At 56.2% G+C, this 21,833-nt stretch carries 18 protein-coding genes; 11 read left to right on the forward strand and 7 right to left on the reverse strand.

What is annotated here, in order from left to right; genetic code table 11:
* The first annotated feature begins 28 nt into the window (after nt 1–28).
* On the forward strand, nt 29–2,866 hold the full coding sequence (locus tag VEV40_RS02345) for a PIG-L family deacetylase (RefSeq protein WP_324829871.1): 2,838 nt from the start codon (nt 29–31) through the stop codon (nt 2,864–2,866).
* 29 nt (nt 2,867–2,895) lie between these two features.
* Here the strand turns inward: VEV40_RS02345 and VEV40_RS02350 are convergent, their stop codons facing one another.
* Nucleotides 2,896–3,465, reverse strand: coding sequence for a cupin domain-containing protein (locus tag VEV40_RS02350; protein WP_324829873.1), 570 nt, complete (start codon nt 3,463–3,465; stop codon nt 2,896–2,898).
* A gap of 474 nt (nt 3,466–3,939) precedes the next feature.
* On the opposite strand from VEV40_RS02350, the gene VEV40_RS02355 reads away from it, so the two are divergent.
* Nucleotides 3,940–5,610, forward strand: a complete 1,671-nt coding sequence (locus VEV40_RS02355; RefSeq protein WP_324829874.1) for a PQQ-binding-like beta-propeller repeat protein — start codon at nt 3,940–3,942, stop codon at nt 5,608–5,610.
* Between the two features lie 7 nt (nt 5,611–5,617).
* On the opposite strand, the gene VEV40_RS02360 is transcribed toward VEV40_RS02355, so the two are convergent.
* From VEV40_RS02360 to trmD, 3 genes are all read right to left on the reverse strand, one after another.
* Complete coding sequence (locus tag VEV40_RS02360; RefSeq protein ID WP_324829875.1) at nt 5,618–6,445, reverse strand: DUF4159 domain-containing protein; 828 nt, start codon at nt 6,443–6,445, stop codon at nt 5,618–5,620.
* Between the two features lie 196 nt (nt 6,446–6,641).
* A complete protein-coding gene (gene rplS, locus VEV40_RS02365; RefSeq protein WP_422652929.1) occupies nt 6,642–6,977 on the reverse strand; it encodes a 50S ribosomal protein L19 in 336 nt (111 codons plus the stop codon).
* Between the two features lie 124 nt (nt 6,978–7,101).
* Complete coding sequence (trmD, locus tag VEV40_RS02370; protein WP_324829877.1) at nt 7,102–7,902, reverse strand: tRNA (guanosine(37)-N1)-methyltransferase TrmD; 801 nt, start codon at nt 7,900–7,902, stop codon at nt 7,102–7,104.
* A gap of 268 nt (nt 7,903–8,170) precedes the next feature.
* Between trmD and VEV40_RS02375 the strand changes: the two genes are divergently transcribed.
* The 5 genes from VEV40_RS02375 (at nt 8,171) to VEV40_RS02395 (ending at nt 15,918) form a co-directional block, all read left to right on the forward strand.
* A complete protein-coding gene (locus VEV40_RS02375; protein WP_324829879.1) occupies nt 8,171–8,824 on the forward strand; it encodes a TetR/AcrR family transcriptional regulator in 654 nt (217 codons plus the stop codon).
* Nucleotides 8,825–8,946: 122 nt separating this feature from the next.
* Nucleotides 8,947–11,640, forward strand: a complete 2,694-nt coding sequence (locus tag VEV40_RS02380) for a glycoside hydrolase family 3 C-terminal domain-containing protein (RefSeq protein WP_324829880.1) — start codon at nt 8,947–8,949, stop codon at nt 11,638–11,640.
* A gap of 57 nt (nt 11,641–11,697) precedes the next feature.
* Nucleotides 11,698–14,262 (forward strand): glycoside hydrolase family 2 TIM barrel-domain containing protein, encoded by a 2,565-nt coding sequence (locus tag VEV40_RS02385; protein ID WP_324829882.1) that lies wholly within the window; start codon nt 11,698–11,700, stop codon nt 14,260–14,262.
* 138 nt (nt 14,263–14,400) lie between these two features.
* Nucleotides 14,401–15,363, forward strand: coding sequence for a DedA family protein/thiosulfate sulfurtransferase GlpE (locus VEV40_RS02390; RefSeq protein WP_324829883.1), 963 nt, complete (start codon nt 14,401–14,403; stop codon nt 15,361–15,363).
* Between the two features lie 282 nt (nt 15,364–15,645).
* Nucleotides 15,646–15,918, forward strand: coding sequence for a hypothetical protein (locus tag VEV40_RS02395; RefSeq protein WP_324829884.1), 273 nt, complete (start codon nt 15,646–15,648; stop codon nt 15,916–15,918).
* Here VEV40_RS02395 and zwf read toward each other — a convergent pair whose 3' ends face one another.
* Together zwf and VEV40_RS02405 are read right to left on the reverse strand one after the other, a co-directional pair.
* Nucleotides 15,919–17,286, reverse strand: a complete 1,368-nt coding sequence (zwf, locus tag VEV40_RS02400) for a glucose-6-phosphate dehydrogenase (RefSeq protein WP_324829885.1) — start codon at nt 17,284–17,286, stop codon at nt 15,919–15,921.
* A gap of 165 nt (nt 17,287–17,451) precedes the next feature.
* Nucleotides 17,452–18,417: a toll/interleukin-1 receptor domain-containing protein gene (locus tag VEV40_RS02405; RefSeq protein WP_324829886.1), complete on the reverse strand. Its 966-nt coding sequence runs from the start codon at nt 18,415–18,417 to the stop codon at nt 17,452–17,454.
* Nucleotides 18,418–19,041: 624 nt separating this feature from the next.
* Between VEV40_RS02405 and VEV40_RS02410 the strand changes: the two genes are divergently transcribed.
* The 3 genes from VEV40_RS02410 to VEV40_RS02420 all read left to right on the forward strand — a co-directional run bounded on the left by VEV40_RS02410 (nt 19,042) and on the right by VEV40_RS02420 (nt 20,487).
* Nucleotides 19,042–19,290, forward strand: coding sequence for a hypothetical protein (locus tag VEV40_RS02410; RefSeq protein ID WP_324829887.1), 249 nt, complete (start codon nt 19,042–19,044; stop codon nt 19,288–19,290).
* 19 nt (nt 19,291–19,309) lie between these two features.
* A complete protein-coding gene (locus tag VEV40_RS02415) occupies nt 19,310–19,912 on the forward strand; it encodes a hypothetical protein (RefSeq protein WP_324829889.1) in 603 nt (200 codons plus the stop codon).
* A gap of 137 nt (nt 19,913–20,049) precedes the next feature.
* Nucleotides 20,050–20,487, forward strand: coding sequence for a hypothetical protein (locus tag VEV40_RS02420; protein ID WP_324829890.1), 438 nt, complete (start codon nt 20,050–20,052; stop codon nt 20,485–20,487).
* A 53-nt stretch (nt 20,488–20,540) separates the two neighbouring features.
* Here VEV40_RS02420 and VEV40_RS02425 read toward each other — a convergent pair whose 3' ends face one another.
* Entirely contained in the window at nt 20,541–21,380 is an 840-nt protein-coding gene (locus VEV40_RS02425; RefSeq protein ID WP_324829892.1) for a hypothetical protein, read from the reverse strand.
* 91 nt (nt 21,381–21,471) lie between these two features.
* Here VEV40_RS02425 and VEV40_RS02430 point away from each other — a divergent pair, with 91 nt between their 5' ends.
* Nucleotides 21,472–21,810 (forward strand): phage holin family protein, encoded by a 339-nt coding sequence (locus VEV40_RS02430; RefSeq protein WP_324829893.1) that lies wholly within the window; start codon nt 21,472–21,474, stop codon nt 21,808–21,810.
* Nucleotides 21,811–21,833 lie beyond the last annotated feature (23 nt).

Genomic DNA, 21,833 nt, shown 5'->3' on the forward strand with positions numbered 1-21,833 from the left:
ACCACTTTCCTGGAGACTAGACAACTAGATGCAGCCTGCTAGCCGACGACTCAAGTTGATCGCCACCCTCGCGCTCGCTGCGACCACCATCGCGCAAACCCAGACCGTCCCCTGGGCCACGAGGATCGCTGCCACTCCTGATGCGCAGACATTGCCCGAAGACCGTGGCGCCGATGGCCTCTGGCAGACCCTCCGCAAGCTGCACACTTGGGCCAGCGTCATGATGATTGTCGCCCACCCAGACGACGAAGACGGCGGCATGCTCACCCTCGAATCGCGCGGGGCCGGAGCGAGCGTCGCCATGCTCACGCTCACCCGTGGCGAGGGTGGCCAGAACGCCATGTCCGGCGAGGAATACGACGAGCTCGGCCTCATCCGCACCAATGAGCTGCTGCGCGCCGACGAATTCAGCGGCACCGAGCAATACTGGACGCGCGTCGTCGATTACGGCTTCTCCAAGACGATCGACGAAGCATTCGACAAGTGGGGCCATGACCGCGTCCTCTATGACGTCGTCCGCGCCGTCCGTCTCAATCGTCCTCTCGTCATTACTTCGGTCTTCACCGGCAACGTCACCGACGGCCACGGTCACCATCAGGTTTCCGGCGAGATGGCGCAGGAAGTTTTTAAGGCCGCCGGCGACCCGAATGTTTTTCCTGACCAGATCGCCGAAGGCCTTCGCCCTTGGTCGCCTCTGAAAATGTATGCACGCTTCTTCAGTTTTGCTATTGGCGGAGAAGGCGCACACAAGACCATGTTCGACTACGCGACGGGAAAATCCTCACCCCTGCATCTGCGCGACTATGTGAATGACGAGTGGATGGACCAGGTTCCCGCCACCAACATCGTTATCCCTGAAGGCCAGTTCGACCCTGTCCTCGGCCGCTCCTATGTGCAGATGTCGCGCGAGGGCTGGAGCGAGCAGAAATCCCAAAACGGCGGAGGCAATCCTCCGCTGCCCGGGCCCTTCGACGTCGAATATCACCGCTTCGGCTCGCGTGTTCCAACCAAAGACCAGGAATCATCCTTCTTTGATGGCATCGACGTTTCGCTCCCCGGCATTGCCACGCTCGCGCATGGCGACACGCAGTTCCTCAAAGATGGCCTCAGCGAAATCGACCGCAGTGTCACTCGTGCTCTCTATGCCTACATCCCGTCTGATCCGTCAAAAATTCTCCCCGACCTGCGCGACGGCTACCAGAAAACACAGCAGTTGATCGGAGCCGTCAACGCCAGCTCGCTCAGTGCGGACGACAAGGCCAACGTCAACCACGAACTCAACATCAAGCTTGCCCAGTTCAACACCGCCCTCGCTGAAGCCCTGGGCCTCCAGGTCAACGCGCTCGTCACGCCGTCTCTGCAATCCGACCGCAGTCCGTTCTCCGGCACATCAGCGGCGATGACCTTCCTCCATGCGACTCCGGACATGGACTTCAACGTGCGCCTGCATGTCACCAGCGCGGGCGACTGGAGTCCCGGCGGCAAGCTGCGCCTCGCAAAAACCTGGCTCGTCACACCTGATGGCGAGAACTGGCCTGTCGAGCGTGTCGGCGGACCTGGATCTCCAAGCGCGTCCGAGGCTGACATTCTGTTCAAGCTCCACGTTCCCAGCAAGGCTGCGCCCACGCGCCCATACTTCAGCCGTCCGAACATCGAGCAGCCTTACTATGATATCCATGACAAGCGCTGGCTGAACCGCTCCTTCGCGCCCTACCCAGTCGAAGGCTGGGCCGAGTTCAACTACGATGGGGTGCCCATCCGCATCGGCCAGGTCGTACAGACTGTCCACTGGGAGCACGGCCCCGGCGCGGTCTACCAGCCGCTCGTCATATTGCCGCAGATCTCCGTCAGCATTGGAGCGGGCGCAGGCGTTGTGCCGCTAGGCGAAGAGTCCTTCCCACTAACTGTCACTCTGCACAACGAGCAGTCCAGCGCAGCCCCAGGCGACTTGCATCTCGAACTTCCCGACGGCTGGACCGCTGAGCCGGCAACCGCAAAATTCAACCTGCCGGCAAATGATCCCGACACGGTCACATTTACCGTGCGCCCATCGTCACTGAGCGCCGACGCCACCTATACCATCAAGGCTATCGCTCGCAGCGGCAATTTCGAATTTAGTGAAGGCGTGCAGAAGGTCGGCTATCCCGGTGTGCGGCCCTATTACTACTACCATCCGGCCACTTATCGCGCGCGCGGTATCGACGTGAAGGTCGCACCGAATCTTAAGGTCGGCTACATCATGGGCACTGGCGACGACGTGCCGCAGGCCCTTGAGCAGATCGGCGTTCATCCGCACCTGCTAACCGACGATGAAATCCTTCACGGCGACCTCAGCCAGTACGACACCATTGTCCTCGGCATCCGCACTTATGCTGCGCGCCCTGCGCTCGCCGACGCCACAAAACGCATGCTCGACTATGTAAAGAACGGCGGCAACGTTGTCGTCGAATACAACTCCTACGAGTACGACCACAACTACGGCCCGTATCCGTACACGCTCAGCCGCTCGCCAGAAAAGGTCGTTGACGAAAAATCCAAAGTCAACATCCTTGAGCCGAACAACCCGGTCATGGTTTTCCCTAACAAGATCACCGAGGCCGACTTCGGCGGATGGGTCGAGGAGCGCGGCCACTCCTTCATGCAGTCCTGGGACCCGCGCTACACGCCACTGACTGAAACGCACGACCCCGGCCAGGACCCCCAGAAAGGCGGCCTGCTCTATGCCCGTTACGGCAAGGGAACGTATATCTACGTCGCCTACGCCCTCTATCGCCAGATGATGGAAGCCGTCCCCGGAGCCTACCGGATCTTCGCGAATCTCGTAAGCGCCGGCTCCAGAAGCACCAATGGGTACGTTCACCACTGACGGCTTCTACGTTCCATTCAAACCGGCTTCTATGCTTTCCAGAACGGTGAAGGTCCAATGAACTCCATATCGTAGTGATGAAAATAGGCTGCCTGGTCTGCGGGCGGCGAGGCGTTTTCACTATCGCGGAAATATTTCTCCATTTTCCCTGCCGGGCAAAACGCGATCAGCATGCGGCTTGGCGTCGTCGAAACTGACGAGAACGTGTGCGGCACGCGACGTGGAGCCAAAATAGATTCACCCGCATATAGCTGTATTCTTTGCTCGCCGACTTGGAAGGCTACTTCGCCCTCCATCACGTAAAACCATTCCTCCTGATTCAGGTGCAGGTGCAAGGGCGGTCCACCGGGTATGAGATGCGTATGCTCAATAATGAATAGCCCGCCCCCGGTTTCTTCGCTCAAAACCTTGAAGACGAACGAACTGAATCCCAGGGAGTGCGGTTTGCCTAGACGATCCTCGCCGGCGCCCACCACACGCAGCGCGCCTGTCTGTGGCTGCGCAGCAGCCTGGGCGCACGCCTGACTGGCCAGAAAATCGTGTAGTCCAACAGCGGGTACCACAGAAGCAACAGCGCGGATAAAGGAACGGCGTTGCATGTGCCTCCTTAAGCTTTAGATAGATGGGGGGAAGGGGAACAGCCCGCAGAATAGCGAATCACGAATCAGCCGAGCAAGGGATTTTAGGATGGATCGCAGGCTGAACACAAATCTCTTGCAGGCTGGGTCATTATGCTCCCCATTCCTGTCGCGAAGTGCACGACGCGATAGGGCACGCGACTTCAGTTTTTGAGCGAATTCAATTCCTGGTGTTCGCCGTGGTAACTGCTGGCTCCGTTACGTCAGTAATTTAATCCTTCGGAACCGCGCTGACCGTATAAAGCAACTACAAATCGCAGGAAGAACATCAAAGCGATTGCGCAATCCTACTGGATTGAACCATTCTATGGGACCGCGCCACCGCGGAACATCGACACCCGCATTGCGGCCACCTGACTAAAGCTCACGCCCATGTGCGCTGCGTCCCTGCTCCACGCTGACCACTGTTTTCCCAAAACCTGTGGAGGCACAAAAATGAATTCCCCCGTTGCCCCTGTCCGCAGAAAGCCAATCTCACTTCTCACCATTACAGTTGCATCGCTAATGCTGGCCATGTCCGGCATGTCCGCGAACGCGCAGACGGCCAACGCCACCACCAGCGCTGCCGCCACATCCTCACCCGGAGACTGGACCCAGTTTCTAAGAGACAACATGCAGCGATGGAACCCGTATGAGACGGTTCTCAACGTCAACAATGTTCGGAATCTGGAGTTGCAGTGGAGCTTCGATGACGACAATGCGGCAAGTGAGTCCTCGCCTGCAGTAGTAAATGGAGTGCTCTATATCGGTTCGTTTGACGGCAGCGTGTACGCGCTGAACGCCGGCACCGGCGCCAAGCTATGGAGTTTTGCCACCGGGCGTGAGGTAGACTCCTCACCTGCGGTGGCAAATGGGATCGTCTACATCGGTTCGAATGACGGCAGCCTGTATGCACTGGACGCCACTACTGGCGGCAAGCTGTGGAGCTATGCCACCGGAGACCTTGTGATTGGCGGACCTACGGTGGTGAATGGAGTGGTTTTCGTAGGCAACTTTACCGGCACGGTCGACGCGATTAACGCCAGCACCGGCGCTCTTTTGTGGAGCTATCCCATAGGGAACTCCGGAAACAAGTCTCCTGTGTATTCCGCGCCCACTGTGGCGAACGGTGTGGTTTACGTCGGCACCGTCAGCACTAGCTCCAACAATGGAAATATGTATGCGCTGAACGCCAGTACCGGCGCCAAGTTGTGGAGCTATGCCAACGGGAACGTGATTTCCTCGGCCGCGGTGACCAATGGGGTGGTGTATTTTGGCAGCGAAGACGGCAACGTGTATGCGCTGAATGCCAGTACCGGCGCCAAGCTGTGGAGCTATGCCACAGGTGGCGAAGTGGAGTCCTCGCCTGCGGTCGCGAATGGGGTGGTTTATATAGGCTCCTTCAGCAATAGCCTCACCAGCGGAAATATATATGCCCTGAACGCCAGCACTGGCGCCAAGCTATGGAGCTTTTCCCCCTGCTGTGGGCTGGCGTTTTCCTCCTCGCCCGCAGTGGCGAACGGGGTGGTTTATACCGGCTTCAATAACGGCGAAACCGGCAAAATGTTTGCGTTGAACGCCAGCAACGGCGCAGTGCTATGGAGTTTTGCCACAGACAGCGAGATAGCTTCCTCGCCCACGGTGGCAAACGGGGTGGTTTACAGCAGTTCCGTAATCGGACAAAACCCACCCGCAGCAAGCTACGTTTACGCATTCGGACTAGTGAAGACGGCTGATCTGTTCCTGCGGATAATACCCTCCGTGACGATTGTCCATCAGGGCGATCTGGTCACCTATGCCTTCCCAGTCTGGAATCTGGGTCTGAGCGATGCCGTCCACGAAGTGCTGAACACGCAGGTGCCTGCAGGCACAACCTTCGACTACATCCGTATCTCCGGCACCCCGGGACTGGGCACGTGTACGCATCCGCCCTATGGAGGAACGGGACAGATCGTCTGCCATGAGAACGGCAGCATGGCTCCGAATACTACATGGACAGTGCGGCTGACAGTGAAAGTGACCGCGCCGTCAGGGACAACAATTACCGAAAATGCAGCCACCATGTCGGATACTCCAGATCCGAACCTGGCTAACAACACCGCGACGGTGGGCCTCAACGTGCAGTGAACAGGAATCAGTGAGTCATCGCGTAAAGCACATAGTTCACGCCGATCTTCGTACCCAAGGTCGAGTACTTCGCGGGGTAGCGCGGATCGTCCAGGAACTCCCATGAGTCACCAAGGTCCGAGTTCAGCGAGAAGGCCACCATGATGCGCCCCTTATCGTCATAGATTCCCTTCCAGTGAGCGACATAGCCGTCCTTCTTGTGCCCGGTGGCCAGATGCTCCGCGCCTACCACCTGATAGCGGTCGTCGAGATCGAAGAGTGTATGGAAGATGGGATCGTTGTCCGGAATGTCTACAAGCTCGCGGTCGGGAAAGACCATCTTCATCGTCTTCTCGAAATACGCCTGCTCCGCGGTACCGTGGCAATCGTCAGCCATAAAGAATCCGCCGCGCAGCAGATAGTCGCGTAGCTTCTTTGCCTGTGCCTCCGTCAGTTCCCACTCGCCCACCTGCACCGCATAAAGAAACGGCCAGTTGTAAACCTCGTCACCATCGTCCAGATTTACCGGCTGCTCCACTGATCGTGCATCCACCCGCGTCAACCGCCGGACCGCATTCGCAAGAGCGCGGTCGGCGCGCGGATAGTCCTGCGTCCAGAGCGAAAGCCCCTCCTGCCATGGCCCATCAAAACGCCCGCGATAACCATCCAGCGGCCCCGGAGGAAACATCAAACGCGCAAAGGTCCACTCGCCCGGCCTGTTCCAGTCCGGGGGCAGCGGTATTGATAAGCCATATTCCACCGAAGGATATTGCCGGAACGCTCTCTGAGCGAAAGCCGCGCTGATCACACCTGCGGCGAAGATCAACTGACAAACGACTCTCCACTCACTCTTCATGGCGCCTCGCCGACCGTTACCAGCTCAGTATCGGCCATCTCAACAAGACAGGTCTTATTTGTTCCGGCCCGACCGCTATGATTCTTTAGACTCAATTCCGCCAGAGAAGGTCTTTTTGCGGGACCTGCGACATTAACCCTGGAAACACAAACGCCCCGGTCTTAGCCGGGGCGTTTTGCTTGAAATGAATAGAGCCTTAGGCTCGCTCGACTTCCTTGAGGCGGGCGGCTTTGCCGCGAAGTCCGCGGAGATAGAAGAGCTTAGCGCGGCGCACTTTGGCGCTGCGAACGGTTTCAACCTTGTCGATGACCTTGGAATTGAAGGGGAAGATGCGTTCGACGCCCTGGCCGAAGCTCATCTTGCGGACGGTGAAGCTGCCTTGCGGGCCGTTTTTGCGGGCAATCACGATGCCTTCAAATGCCTGGAGGCGCTCTTTATCGCCTTCCTTGATCTTGACCTGCACGCGCACTGTGTCACCGGGGACGAAAGAAGGCAGGTCCGTGCGGTTCAATTTCTCGGCAAGGCGCTGCATGACTGGATGGATTGACATTGTTCTTTCCTGCGATTGATTTCAGAATTTTTAGTTTACATGAAAATGCACCTAAAAGGTGCGTTTTTCACGCCGTTTAGGTGCATTTGGGTTACAAAAATCGTGCTTATTTGAGGGTTTCGAGAAACCTGCGATCGTCTCTAGTCAAATCAGCATTTTCGAGCAAATCCGGTCGATTGCGCCATGTCTTTTCCAACGCCCGTTCCCGGCGCCAGCGGCGGATTTGGTCGTGGTTGCCCCCGCTCAGGACTTCGGGGACAGTTAAGCCATGGAATTCGGCGGGACGGGTGTAATGAGGGTAGTCAAGCAAGCCGCCCGACCCGTGGGTAGAGCGGGGCGGTCCGTCTTCGGTATCAGGGAAGGCCGTGTCGGGCTGGCCGAAGCTTTCGTAGGCGCTCGATGCCTCATTGCCCAAGACGCCGGGAATGAGACGCATAGTGGCATCGAGGACGATGGCGGCGGCAAGTTCGCCTCCGGAAAGGACATAGTCGCCAATGGAGAGCTCTCGGTCGCAGAAAAGCTCGTTCACGCGCTCGTCCACGCCTTCGTAGCGTCCGCAGATGAGAGCCGCGCGGTCGAGGGTAGCGAGTTCGCGGGCGGTGCACTGGGTGAAGCGCGCACCCTGTGCGGAGAGCAAAATAATGGTCTCTTTTTGTGCATTTCGGCTAGATTTTGATGCAATTTCGAGCGATTCGATAGCTTCCGCTAGCGGTTCTGGTTTCAGAACCATGCCTTCGCCACCACCGAAGGGACGGTCATCGACAGTGCGATGGCGGTCGTGGGCAAAGTCGCGCAGGTTGTGGGTCTGGACGGTAAGCAGATTCGAGGCGAGCGCCCGTTTGAGTACTCCGTGGGCGAGGATGCTCGTAAAGAAGTCCGGGAAGATGGTGATGATGTCGAATCGCATTAGTCGAATAGCAATTTCGCCCTGTCCTCATTCATAGATACAACAGGGTCTTTCCAGAAACAGCAGATATTTCGGCTCCTATGCGCTTTTGAGTAGAGGCCGTTCTTCATTGTGAAGCTTCGCCACAATGATTCTCCAGGTCAGAAAGGCTTTTTTAATCCAATTTTGCGAATTTTGTTGACAATCCCAATCTCAGCTATTTCGTATTAAGTATCTAAATTCGAAATAAATATACGAAATTGAGAAATTAGACCTCTTGTCAACGCAAATGACTTCCCCGATTGGTCCCAGCGGTTCCTACCACGCGCATCGTGAAAGGCAGCGACGCCGCATTCTGACTGCCGCGCAGGAACTCTTCGACCGGCGCAGAATTGACCGTGTCACGGTTGCGGAAATTGTTACCGCCACAGGGATCCGGGCTTCGACTCTCTATGAATACTTCTCGAATAAGGATGAGATTGTATGGGCCCTCGTTGAGGAGTTCATGGCGCAGTCATCCGACAGCATACGAAAATCCATCGACGACATTTCCGGCCCGGCATTGGCGAAGATCACTGCTTTGCTTCAGGCTTTGGAAAACGAGCTGGTCGACCATCCTGCGCGCGTGCGTTTCATGGCGCAATTTGATGCGATGTATGCGCATGACTGGTCTGTGGAGCGCCTGATTGCTGTTGAAGACAAAATCATCCCCGGACGCTTTGAGCTGCTTGCTGTTTTAATCCGCGAGGGGATTGCGGATGGCTCGCTTCGTCCTAACCTGAATCCGGACCTCACGATGCACTCCGTCTTGAACGCTGTCATCGGAGCTCAACGGAGATTGGCTTCTCTAGGGAATCGCGTGGAAGAGGAATATGGCCAGCCCATCGAACTCATGTTCCGCGAAACAGCGCGCATCATCTTGCTTGGCCTGCGCGCCACTTAACTGGAATCGGCCGAAATGTATGTACAGCCATATTTAGCAGTCATTAGAAGGAACGCGAGGAACAACCCAGCCAGGAGGTTGAATTGGTAACTTCGACAAGGATTTTTCGGCAGTCTGCTCCTATGGTTCAACGTCTGTTTAAGCCATTGCTCACAGTGGCCCTGTTCGGCAGCACTTTTTGCCTGTGGTCGCAGCCCGTCCCACCACAACGGGCGAATGACGCGCGCATTGACCGGCTGCTCGGTCAGATGACCCTTGAAGAAAAGATGGACCTGATACGCGGCGCAGTCGAACCGGCGGCTACGAACCAGGGTCAGGCCGGCTACCTGCCTGGCGTACCTCGACTCGGCATTCCTTCGCTGCGTATGGCAGATGGCCCTCCCGGGTTGTTGACTCGCGTTCCCGCGCAAGCCGAAACCGCCTCCATGGGCGTAGCTGCTACCTGGAGCCGGAAGGCTGCCGAAGCAAACGGAGTGGTCATTGGCCGCGAGGCCCGTTCGCTGGGCATCGATGTAGTGCTTCAACCCTTTATCAATCTCGACCGCGATATCACCTTTGCGCGAGGCTACAACACCTTCGGCGAAGACCCCTATCTCTCCGGCCAGATGGGCGCGGCTGAGATACACGGCATCCAGGCGCAGGACATTATGGCGCAGGCCAAGCATTACGTCGGCTATGACACCGACAGCTTCAACGTCAGGATCGATCCCCAGACACTGCACGAGGTCTACGTTGCGCCCTTTGCAGCGGCAGTGAAGGCGGGCGTGTCCTCCATCATGTGTTCATATAACCGGCTCAATCGCCCATTTGCCTGCGGCAATGCCGATACGCTTAAGACGATCCTGAAAGGTGAGCTTGGCTTCAAGGGCTTCGTCACATCTGATTGGGGCGCAGTCCACAGTGTCCGTTTTATCAACGAGGGCCTGGACATGGAAATGCCCGGACAGATGTCCCCGGAGAGCCCATTGGGCGCTATGATGCACACCTATTTTCGAACAGGTCCTGCGCCAGCGCCTCCTGCGACAAAACCGAACCTCGCAGCCCTCGCCGGCATACTCGGCGGAACAATTCCCGAGGAGCCGGACTCGTCAGGCCTGGACCTGAGCACGTTTCCACGCGACACCGATCCCCTGACAATGCCGGAAGCCTTGAAGCAGGGCATTGTCACGGAAGCCACGATTACGGCGGCAGCCCGGCGCGTGCTCTATGAAATGGATCGCTTCGGGTACCTCGATGGCAAACAGAAGCACAACGTTACCCCGCAGGACATCGAGGAAAATGCGAAGGTGATCGAGCGCACCGCGGAAGAAGCAGCGGTGCTCCTTAAGAATGAGGATGGCATCCTGCCACTAAAGCCTGCTGATCTCAATTCTCTGGCAATGATTGGCCCCACCGCCGGACAGGTGGCCGCTATCGGAACCTTTGGCGAGCGCTCACCGGGAATACCGGAACGCCAGGTGGGACCTGTAGATGCCTTGCGCAAACTATCTCCTGATGCAAAGGTCGTCTTTGCTGTAGATGACGACATGACCGGTGTGCCCATTCCTGCGTCGGCATTCTCTCACAACGGGCAGCCTGGTCTTGAGCGCACTGGGACTGGCGGAGTCACAACCGTAGACACCGCCCTCGATTTCACCCGCAGCAATGGAAAAGCGCTCGCTCCGAATACCTCCGCTACCTGGAAAGGCGACCTCACCCTACCTTCGGCCGGCTCATACTGGCTGTATCTACAAGTGCTCGGTGGACGTGGTGTGATCACCATCGACGGCAAAGAGCTTGGCCGCACCGGAGCTGCCGCAGGAACAGTGCATGGCGACATTCAGCACAGTTCGCAAGACAACGGCCTCCCCACCACCGATGGGCTGGACAATGTTCGTCGCGCTATCGATCTCGGCGCTGGCAAGCACGCAATCTCAATCCAGCTCACTCCCGACACTTCCAATGCCCCTGCGCAAATCCGTTTGAACTGGATGACGCCGGAGTTGCGAAGCCAGCGGCATGACGAGGCAATCGCGGCAGCAAAATCTGCTCATACAGCCGTCGTTTTCCTGTGGACCAGAGGCAAACCTGACTTTGGGCTGCCCGGCGAGCAGGACAAGCTGGTTGATGATATTGCCGCAGTGAATCCGAATACAGTTGTAGTGCTCAATACCAGCCGACCGGTTGCGCTTCCCTGGTTGAGCAAGGTGAAGGCTGTTCTCGAGATGTGGTGGCCTGGCGACGAAGGCGGATGGGCAACGGCGAAGATTCTTCTCGGCCAGGCGGATCCGGCAGGACGGCTCCCAATGACCTGGGCCAAAAGGCTCGAAGATTATCCCGCTACCGACCCATCCCACCCGGAACGGTCAGTGAAAGGCGTCGATGGAGTGACAACTTTCAGCGAAGGTCTCCTCGTTGGGTATCGCTGGTTCGATGCACAACACATAGACCCGCTCTTCCCCTTCGGCTATGGCCTCGGTTATACGCAGTTTGCTCTGGCAAATTTCGCCGCAACCCGCAATCCAGATTGCGGTGCAACGATAACCGTGCAGGTGCGCAATACAGGGTCTGTGTCTGGAGATGCTGTTCCCCAGATTTATCTGGATGCACCGCAACAGCAGAGCGAAAGTGCCGCATTCGCTCCCAGAACCCTGGTCGGATTCGACCGCCTCACCCTCGCGCCGGGAGAGGTCAAAACAATATCAATGAACATTGAGCCGCGGGCCTTCCAGTACTGGTCAGTCAAGGCGGGCGATTGGAGAATGCCATCTGGAAGCAGAACGCTTCACATCGGTTTATCTTCACGTGACCTGGCCTTAGCTGCGACGCTCCCCTAAGGCCTAATGGTCTGCACTTTACAGGCTTTACCCAATGAGGACGAAAAAGGACTCGTTATGCAAAGAATGCTCCGTCTGATAGCTGTGGCCTTTCTGGCCTTATTTCCTCTTTCTGCGGCTCATGTCTGCGCGGCCCAGCCCCAATCTTCGCGGCAACAGCTCTCAGCGGATTCAAACTGGAGATTCCTTCTCGGAGACCCCGCCAATGCGGAGGAAGTGTCGTTCAATGATTCAGGCTGGCGCACTGTCGACTTGCCGCACGACTGGAGCGTTGAAGCAGCTCCGAATGAAAAGAACCCAACCGGGTCAGGCGGCGGATACTTTCCTGCCGGTATCGGCTGGTATCGAAAAACATTCACCGCTCCTCCAAGTTGGAAAGATAAAAAAGTAAGTGTCGAATTTGATGGAGTCGCCTCGAACGCGACCGTATATCTGAACGGCAAAAAGCTCGGGATTCATCCTTACGCCTACACGAGTTTCCGCTTTGACCTTACGCCTGACCTCGATTTTTCCAGGGCGAATGTCCTTGCAGTACGCGTCGATAATTCAGAACAGCCAAGCAGCCGCTGGTACAGCGGATCGGGAATATATCGCCATGTGCGGGTCGTCGTCACTGGGCCTGTTCACATATCTCCGTGGGGAGTTTTCATCAGCACATCGGAAGCTTCCAGCGGAAGCGCGAAGGTCCAGGTAAAAGCTCAACTGCAAAATGACTCTGAGGAATCAGCGGAAGTGTCCGTGAAGACCACACTGCTTTCAGCACAAGGGAAACCTGTCGCAAAGGGAGAATCATCTGCGCAGGTGGGAGCAGGAACACAAGGGCAAGCAGCTCAGGAAATCCCCCTCGCGCATCCCGAACTTTGGTCTCCGGAAAGTCCAGCCCTCTATCGTGCTGTCACCGAGGTTATGCAAGCTGGCAAGGTAATCGATCGGGTCGAAACTGATTTTGGCGTGCGAACGCTTGCATGGTCAGTCGACAAAGGGCTCTTGCTGAATGGCAAATCGATCAAACTCGTAGGCGGAAGCGCCCACCATGACAACGGGCCGCTTGGTGCCGCGGCCTTTGATCGCGCGGAGGAACGCAGGGTCGAACTCCTCAAAGCTGCGGGCTTCAACGCAGTTCGCACAGCCCACAATCCACCGTCGCCTGGCTTTCTGGATGCTTGTGACCGGCTGGGACTTCTCGTTCTCGATGAGCCGTTTGATGTCTGGACCAGGAGCAAGGCAAAGTACGATTATGCGCGCTTCTTCAACGATTGGTGGAAGCAGGACATCGACTCCATGGTTCTGCGCGATCGTAATCATCCGTCTGTAATTTTCTGGGGCATTGGCAATGAGATTCCCGAGGCCTGGACGCCAGAAGGCGCTCCCATTGCAAAGAAACTTGCCGATGAGGTCCGTTCGCTTGACACTACAAGGCCTCTAACTCAAGCCTTTCCCGGCGCAACCTACACACCCAGTACTGACGCGGTCATGTCGCATCTCGATGTCGCCGGGTACAACTACAACCTCAAGCAAAACCAGGCCAAGGATCATGAGCGCGTTCCCAGCCGCATCATGATGACCACAGAATCCGTGCCGTCTGCTGCATTCGACAATTGGAAGCTGGCGCATGAGCATCCCTACATCCTCGGTGAGTTTGTATGGACGGCGATGGACTATCTCGGCGAGTCGGGAATTGGAAGCTGGTCATATATGACGCCGGAACAGGCCGCGCAAGTGGACCAGGTCGTTTCCATGATGAGCCAGGCGATGGCCAACATGGGAGCCGATGGCAAGAACCCATTTGAAGGCTTTGCTCAACAGCAGAACCAAAAACCAAATCCGATGATGAGTCTGATGTTTCCCGGTTTCCCCTGGCACGCGGCGAATTCCGGTGATCTCGACCTGACTGGCTATCGAAAGCCCGAGTCCTACTACCGCGATATTTTGTGGCATGGCGGCGACCGGGTCTATGCAACCGTGCGGCTGCCTGAACCTGAAGGCAAAAAGGTCGTCGCCATTGGCTGGAGCGTCTACCCGACACTGCCCAGTTGGACGTGGCCCGGCCACGAAGGCAAAAACATGCAGGTGGAAGTGTATGCCGGAACTGAAAAGGTCCGCCTGTATCTCAACGACAAGCTCGTCGGCGAAATGCCAACGACAGCAGAACAGCAACGCAAGGCTTTATTTACTGTGCCCTATGCGTCCGGCACTCTGAAGGCCGTCGGAGTCAACGGTGATCGCGAAGTAGCTGTAGATGTATTGCAGACGGTCGGAGACCCGGTAAAACTCCACCTGAAAGCCGATCGCAGCGTCTTGCACGCTGATGGCGAGGACCTTTCATTCATCACGGTGGATGCGGAGGATGCGCAGGGACGGTTGCAGCCCAATGCAACAAACGAGATACAGTTCACACTCAGCGGTCCCGGAACGATCATCGCCGTTGGAAACGGAGACGGACGAAGCGAGGAATCGTACCAGGGCAATCACCGGGCGCTCTTCAACGGCCGCGCGCTCGTCGTAATACGCACTTCCAGAATGCCGGGTTCGATTCGTCTGGAAGCAAGCGCTCCCGGCTTGAGCGGTGATAACGTAACGATTCGAACTGAAACGGCAACTCCTAAGACTGAATTGCAATAAGCTGGAAGGCAATCGGGTAACTCGGCTCGATCAAAACAGGTCATTCGTTACAATCACTTCGAACCGGTCACGACATCCTTGCGCCTTTCGTTGCCATTCGCGCATCTTAATGGCATCCTTAGTTTCGCCGGGAAAGTGATGCCAGTCGCCCTTAGCTTTTTCTTGGAATACGGTTACCTCATCCTCTTCATCTGGGTGTTAACCGAGCAGCTAGGCATACCCATTCCCAGCGCTCCGCTTCTCATCACGGCAGGTACACTGACGGCAACCCACCGTCTGAGCCTGCCGCTGGTTCTACTCGCCATTGTTCTCGGCTGTCTCATCAGCGACATCACATGGTACTTCATGGGCAAGCGATACGGCGGCGCCGTTGTCCGCCTGCTCTGCCGTCTCTCGATGGAAAGCAACACCTGCGTTAAAAAGACTGAGGGTTACTTCACGCGCAATGGCGAGCGGGCTCTGCTGCTGGCTAAATTCATTCCCGGCCTCAACACCGTCGCTGCTCCCATCGCTGGCCAGACCAGCATGCCGCTGCATCTGTTTATCGCCTATGATGCGGCAGGATCTCTGCTTTACGCGCTGGCCTTCACGCTAGGTGGCCGCTTCTTTGGCGACTTCCTCAAGCACTCTAACCTGGTCTCGAGTGTCAGCCATACCGCGGGCGTTCTCTTCGTCCTCTTGTTAATCGGATTCCTGATCTACCGATTTACCCGCCAGCGCGCCTTCATCCGGGAGATGCGGACAGCGCGTCTCGAACCCGAAGATCTGAAAGAAATGATGGATCGTGGCCAGGATGTCTTCATCGTCGACTTGAGGCATCCGCTCGACTATCTGCCCGACCCGCGTACGCTTCCCGGGGCCGTTAATCTTACGCCGGACAAACTTGTCGAGCACACCGAAGAAATTCCTCGCGACCGCGATGTGGTTCTCTTTTGCACTTGCCCCAGCGAGGCAACCTCGGCAAAGATGGCACTTTCTTTACGCAAAATCGGTGTCTTCCGCGTGCGTCCTCTGCGTGGCGGCTTCGACGAGTGGAAGCGCCTTGGCTTCCCCCTCGAAGACATTCCCGAAAGCATCACCGCCGCACAGGCAGCATCCTGAACTTTATCAAGAATTGTCATCCTGACCGGAGCGCCGCAGGCGCGTAGTGGAGAGCCTGCCTGAGCGCAGCCGGAGGGAACTGTAGTCTTCCGCTCCGATAACGAAACTCGGGGTAACCATCCTATCGCGCAGTTTTCGATGGAGCCTGCCCTGAGTTTGTCGAAGGGGTAGGAGAGCAATACACCTAATCAGCAAATCCAGTAATCGGTAAACTCGTTGTTACCCAACCCAAGCCTATGCTACCTTGCTTTGAGAAAAATCTCCCAATTGGAGCACTACTGAATGGCGTTCACTGAAACGTTCCGCTGCGAAGTCTGCGGTAAAGCTAGAAGCGAAGACTCGGAAGATTGGTGGCTGGCCTGGAACGAACACGTTTCGCCTATGCCCGGTGCTCCATCAATGCCGCAACTCCGCTTCATGTCCTGGGATGTTCTCCTCTCCCATCAGGCTGAAGTCCGCCATCTCTGTGGAGCGCGCTGCGCCCAGACCTTTATGGACCGCTGGATGAGATCAGGCGGCGAGGTCAGGGCGGCGCACAGCATACCCAGCCGCTGATTACTGCGGATTCGACCACCCGCCTACGTCCTTTACCAGAGTTTCTGCCTCCGCCGGCCCCCATGAGCCCGGCTCATATGCGTGGACCGCGGGCTTGTCCACCAGCAGCGGATCCAGAACCCGCCATGCTGCTTCGACGTAGTCTCTGCGCGCAAACCACGTCTGCCTGCCCTGCATTGCGTCTTCCAGCAGCTCTTCATAAGGAAGCAACTCGTCCTTGCCGCATTGCTGTTCTGCTTCAAGCTCCACCATGCATCCCCGCAGCCGGTCACCCGCTTCTTTCACGGATCCGCCTATCGCAATCGCCGGCGTCGGGCCCAACCGGAAGCGAACATAATTCTGCGGCATCACGTGTTCTGAGAAGACCGGTGGCGTTTGCCGCAGTTTCGCAAATACCTCGGTAGCCGTGAGCGGCAGCGATTTTCCCGTGCGAATAAAGAAGGGAACATCGCGCCACCGCCACGAGTTAATATGCAGTCGCAGCGCCGCAAACGTCTCGATGGTCGACCCCGGCTTCACTCCCGGCTCATCCAGGTAGCCCTTGAATTGCCCGAGCACCACGTTCTGCTTTTCTACCGTCTGGACGCTCTTCAGCACCTTCATGCGCTCATCTCGCAGCGCCTCCACGTCCGTACACGGAGGTGGCTCCATAGCGATGTTGCTCAACACCTGCAGCAGATGGTTCTGCACCACATCACGAATCGCGCCCACCCCGTCGTAAAATGCGCCACGCCCCTGAATGCCGAACTTCTCCGCCATCGTAATCTGCACACATTCCACATACTGCCGGTTCCAGAGGGGCTCCAGAAACGAATTGGCAAAGCGGAAGAAAATCACGTTCTGTACAGAGTTCTTCCCCAGATAATGGTCGATGCGGAAAATGTGCTCTTCATCAAAAACGCGATCGATCTCCGCCGTGAGCGCCCGCGCCGATGGCTCGTCATGTCCAAACGGCTTCTCTACCACCACGCGTCCGCCATCTGCGCAGCCTGAAATCTTCAGTTGATCGATCACATGCCCGAACAGGCTCGGCGGAATCGCCAGGTAGTGCAGCGGATGCTTCGCATTCCCCAGTTGCTGACGCACCTGCCGGAACGTCTCCGGATCGTTGTAGTCCCCATCCACATAGCGCATGCAATTGAGCAGCTTGGGCAGTCCCTCGGGATCGGCGCCGCCATGCTTCTCGACACTGTCTTTCGCGCGCGCCTTGAATTGGTCAAGGTTCCACCCCGCTTTGGCGACGCCCAGCACCGGCCCCACCAGCTTGTCGCGCTTGGCCAGCCGTTGCAGCGAGGGAAAAATCTGTTTGTAGGCAAGATCGCCGGTGGCGCCAAAGAATACCAGTGCATCGGACTGTGTCTGATCCATATCGCCTCTGTCTCAATCAGTTTTCTAGATAGATGCGTCAGTCGACCCCAGGGACTATGACAGCCAGTCTACCGCGGAAAGAACAGGAGCGAATGAAAGCAGCTTGGCTGGCATGGGTCCACCGACCTATCAAGGTCATTTGCGAGAAAAGATATCTCGAATACCCTAATCGTCGATGCTTACATACATCGAGTAGAGAGTCTCAATCGAGTCAGTTTTCGTTCCCCGGCCATAATCGAAATCTAGCTTGATCTTGTGATAGTAAGGATCAAGGATTCGAGCCGTTACCACAGCTGAAAACGAATCGTGGCCATCCCACTTTTTAATACGAGGCTGTTTTTCAACTTTGCTCGAGTATCCCCTTTGCTGTAGCAAAAAAAGATACCGGTCGTAAGAATTCTGTGGCCGAAACCCTATTTCCTCCCATAGTTTAGGCCATATATCATACTTCGTGATATAGATGTTGTGCGCAACTCCGGATTTCTCGTCAACCCAGAAATCGATATTGTTCACGACATAATAGTGGCCGTATACAAGACCAGTGTCGGTCTTTGCCTCTTTCCTCTCCCCTAATTTCTCGAGTTCGCTTTCATTCGTTTTTCCCAGAATGATTCCCCAAAGCGGGAAAAGCGTTGCATTCTTTCCGCGATGGCTGGCTTCCTGCGAAGCTATGCCCAACATTCTTTTTAGAGCATCTATCAGCGACTGAGTGTCCTGGTGAAAACGCTTATCGGTCACCTCACAATTATTGCGATAAACGATCGGCCGAAGATCGTTTGGCAAAGCGCCTTCATCTGGCATTACAGCTCCGCCAACCAAAACCGGAATAACGCGGAGACCCTTTTGCAGTGCAGTGGTGATCTCGATCCGGACAAAATCCTTCTCGCTCTCAAGACGAGGCCTCCCGCTATTGTCTTCAACGATCGCCCATTGTCTGCCGATGACGGCAAGCAGAATCTCACAGGATGAACAGGTTCGCTGAATCACTTCGCGAAAATCTTCGCCGGGGTCCAGAGAGTCGATGTCCAGAAACACTTCATTGCGATCGAAATGTTGAATGAGTGCGTCATATAGTCGACCGGCATAAGAACCGCTGTCTTCCCGTCGATAACTTATGAAAATACCCGCCATCGATAAACTCCCGCGGAAACGCCGTTTCTGCGCCTTGAATTATGCCATGTAGTAATAGCCTTCAAGAAATCAGGATTGGTCGTCGAATAGTCTATTGAGGCCCAATGCTGAATACACCGCCGTATCCCACCGCCCAAATCCTGAGCAGATTCGTTTCCGGCTTCGAAAGGGATCCCCGAATTCGAGCCGTTTTGTTTGATCTACCTTAAATTCTGTCAAGCCACTCCGACAGTGGAAATCTCCTAACCAACACATTCCAAACAGCGAAAGCGGATGCCGATCCTGCCGATAATTATGCCCCTAAATTGCTGAAATAGAATTTAGAGAGAAAAAGCCCGCGAAGAGACGGGCTTTCGTACTTTGGGCGATAAAAGATGTTAATTCTTTCAAAAAAAACGCGGTGCGAAATGCTCGATGGCGAAGCACTAGCCCTAGTCCGGCATATACCACCGGCGATATGTAGCAACAATCAATTAAATTCCGATAAGTCAACTAATATCTGCTAGTTGGCGCTACTCGAATTAGAGCTTTTTATCTTTGAGACCATCAGACACCCCTCCCCGGGGGATAAGAATATTTCAATAGTCCCTGAATGTCAGCACATCCTCTCTTCTAGCGCAAGAAGTGCGCAGCCGTCGCATTGCGCTGCAAACGCCCTGTCGCCAACGTGTGCCCAATCGCAAGCGGTATGCGCCGCGTCCTTATGCCGTGCGCCAGGCCATTCTCTTCGGGCCGCTGCCTGAAATTACCGACCGCGCGGATTTCCAGCGCGCCTTATCGCAGACAATTCACGCGCTGGCTAATAACTCCATCAGTGTTTATCGCGCGCAGGCGCTCAATACCTCGCTCCAACTCGCCGCCAAAACCATATGAGCGCGATAGTCTAGTTCTGATGAGCACACGCAAAACGATCCTTGTAGCTCTAACCGCGATGTCAATGTCCACGGGGCGGGCGGTTACCCATCACCCCGGCCCATATGTGCCGCTGTGCTCACGCATCACGCTCACAGCCAGTTATCTTGCCGAAGCGGAGCCGGGCAAGGGCCCGGGATTTTTATTTGTAATCACCAACGATACAAATAAGGACATCCGTCTTGCCGAGCCTGTCCCATCGAGCGCCCATTGGTACGCGCATGTCGGCAGCAAGTGGTTGTGGCGCGCTTCCAGCGGATCGGGAGGCAGTCTGGTTGATGCTTATAACGAAAAAGGCGAGGTTTTCGCCTACCAACCGAAAGACCTTCCGCGGCACCCGGAATACATGACCGTCCCAGCCCACGCCTCGCATGAATGGACGGAAACTGTGCGCGATCATCCGGCGATTGCCTACCGTCCAGGCTGTGCCGTCTGCAACTATCCCGGCGAGCGTGAGTACCGCGCCGTCTTCGCCTATGCGTATGTCCCGCATCCTCAGGAACATGCCGAAGGACTGCTGGCCTGCGGCCTACGATCGGGACCGGTGGTGATGCCTCCGCTGCCGGCATCGCGCGCGAAATAAAAGTTGCGCGCCAGGTCGTCGTGAACCCAAATTCCGGCGTCTATCTGCATTGGAAGCGCTTTGTCGTGCCGAGGGGAGCAGGCGCAACCCAGTATGCCGGACGGTGTTCTGAATACGTGTTGGAGGAAATTTCAAACATGCGAAAAAAACTTTGTACATTGGCGCTCACTGGCCTGTTCGTGCTTGGAATGACAGCATTCGCGCAGGACCAATCCACTCCCTCAACTGCTCCGCCGATGCACGGACATGGCCGGCAGATGAATCCCGATAACCAGCTTGAACATCTGACGAAGGCTCTGGACCTCAGCTCAGATCAGCAGACCCAGATCAAGCCAATCCTCGAAAATCAGCAGCAGCAAATGATGCAACTCCATCAGGACACATCTCTTTCGCGCGACGACAAGATGGCGAAAGCGAAGAGCCTGCACGCGGACACAACCAGCAAGATCGAAGCCGTGCTGAACGACCAGCAGAAGCAGAAATACGAAGCCATGCAGCAAAGGATGCAGGAACGGATGCAACAAAGAGGGCAGGGCGGAGCAGCGCCACAGCCTCAAGCGCAGCCTCAACAGTAATTTGTGCCTTACGTGGTTACAGAAAGACCACCGCAAGTTGGCGGTCTTTCTGTTTAATGCGATGTCGGACTGACGACGGTCGCTCCTGGCTGCTGCTGGGCGTCGGCGTGGAACTTCTGGTAGTCATTGTCGGTAACGGCAATATCACCACGCCAGCCGATCACGCCAATGGCATGGGCGATAATGTGGACCTGCGCGTCCGTCGGCAGCCATAGCTCGTTGTTGACGAGCTTCTGGTCGAAGGTAAAGGTGCTGCCTTTACCGACGGAAAACAGCCCAAAGCCGAGATGGAAATTATCGTCGAAGCGCACGACCATGCGGCGCACCTGACAGTCGCTCTCGTCCACCCATATCGTGCCGGAAAGCTTCTTGGATGCGTCCTCGGCCATACCGTGTGTCTTGGCATGCGGGTCGCCCGTGAAATCGAAGGCGATCACGCTTCGGTTGTCCATCTGCTCGCGTCGCGGGTTCGACACCTTCATGATTTGCAGCAGGCGGCTGACGCTGACTTCGTCTCCGTGGAGTGACTGCCCGGGAGGCGTCTTAGATGCCCTCTCAACTTCTTTTTCAACGTGCTCCTGCTCTTTCTTCTGCTCATCTGCGTTCAGTTCCTTGCCATTCTTTTTCACTTTCCGGTCGATCTCGTGGCCATTGACAAAAAAGACGTCGTTTTCTTCGCTCTCGTTCTTCTTGATGTTGCCCTTCTTGTCGAGTTCATGCGTGACGACAGTTTCGTGATAGGTATAGTTCTCGCGCACTTTGTCCAGTTTGTGCTGATGCTCTTCGACCTGCTTCATGAGCGTGGGCACGTCGGGCAGAGGCGGCTGTGTCGCCTGCGCGAAAGCCATCGTCGTGATAAAGACAGGAGCGGTCAGCAGAAAACGAAGCTTCATAAAACGACTATCTCAGGGTACGCTGGTACGGGCGGGACGGTTCCAAACTAAGAGACGTTCAGCGCTGGAAAAAGAGAGGTAGCAAAGAGATATGCTTCGGCTGCTGGTGAGATGGATCCTCGACGCAATAGCACTGCTGATTGTCGCATGGCTTGTGCCCGGCTTTAAGGTGGTGAACCTGCCCTCAGCGCTGATCGCTGTGATAGTGATCGGACTGCTGAACGTGACACTCGGGCTTCTTCTCAAACTGATCACCCTGCCACTCGGAATTCTGACGCTGGGACTGTTCTTTCTCGTGATCAATGCCTTCATTCTGAAGCTGGCCAGTGGCGTAGTTCCAGGGTTCTACGTGAATACTTTCGGCGCGGCATTCATCGGCGCAATCGTCCTCGCGCTTGTGCACATGCTGTTCGAAGCGCTGTCGAGCTAAGGTTTCTCGTTCAAGACAGATGC

Source organism: Alloacidobacterium sp., from assembly GCF_035631355.1.
Lineage (GTDB): Bacteria > Acidobacteriota > Terriglobia > Terriglobales > Acidobacteriaceae > Alloacidobacterium.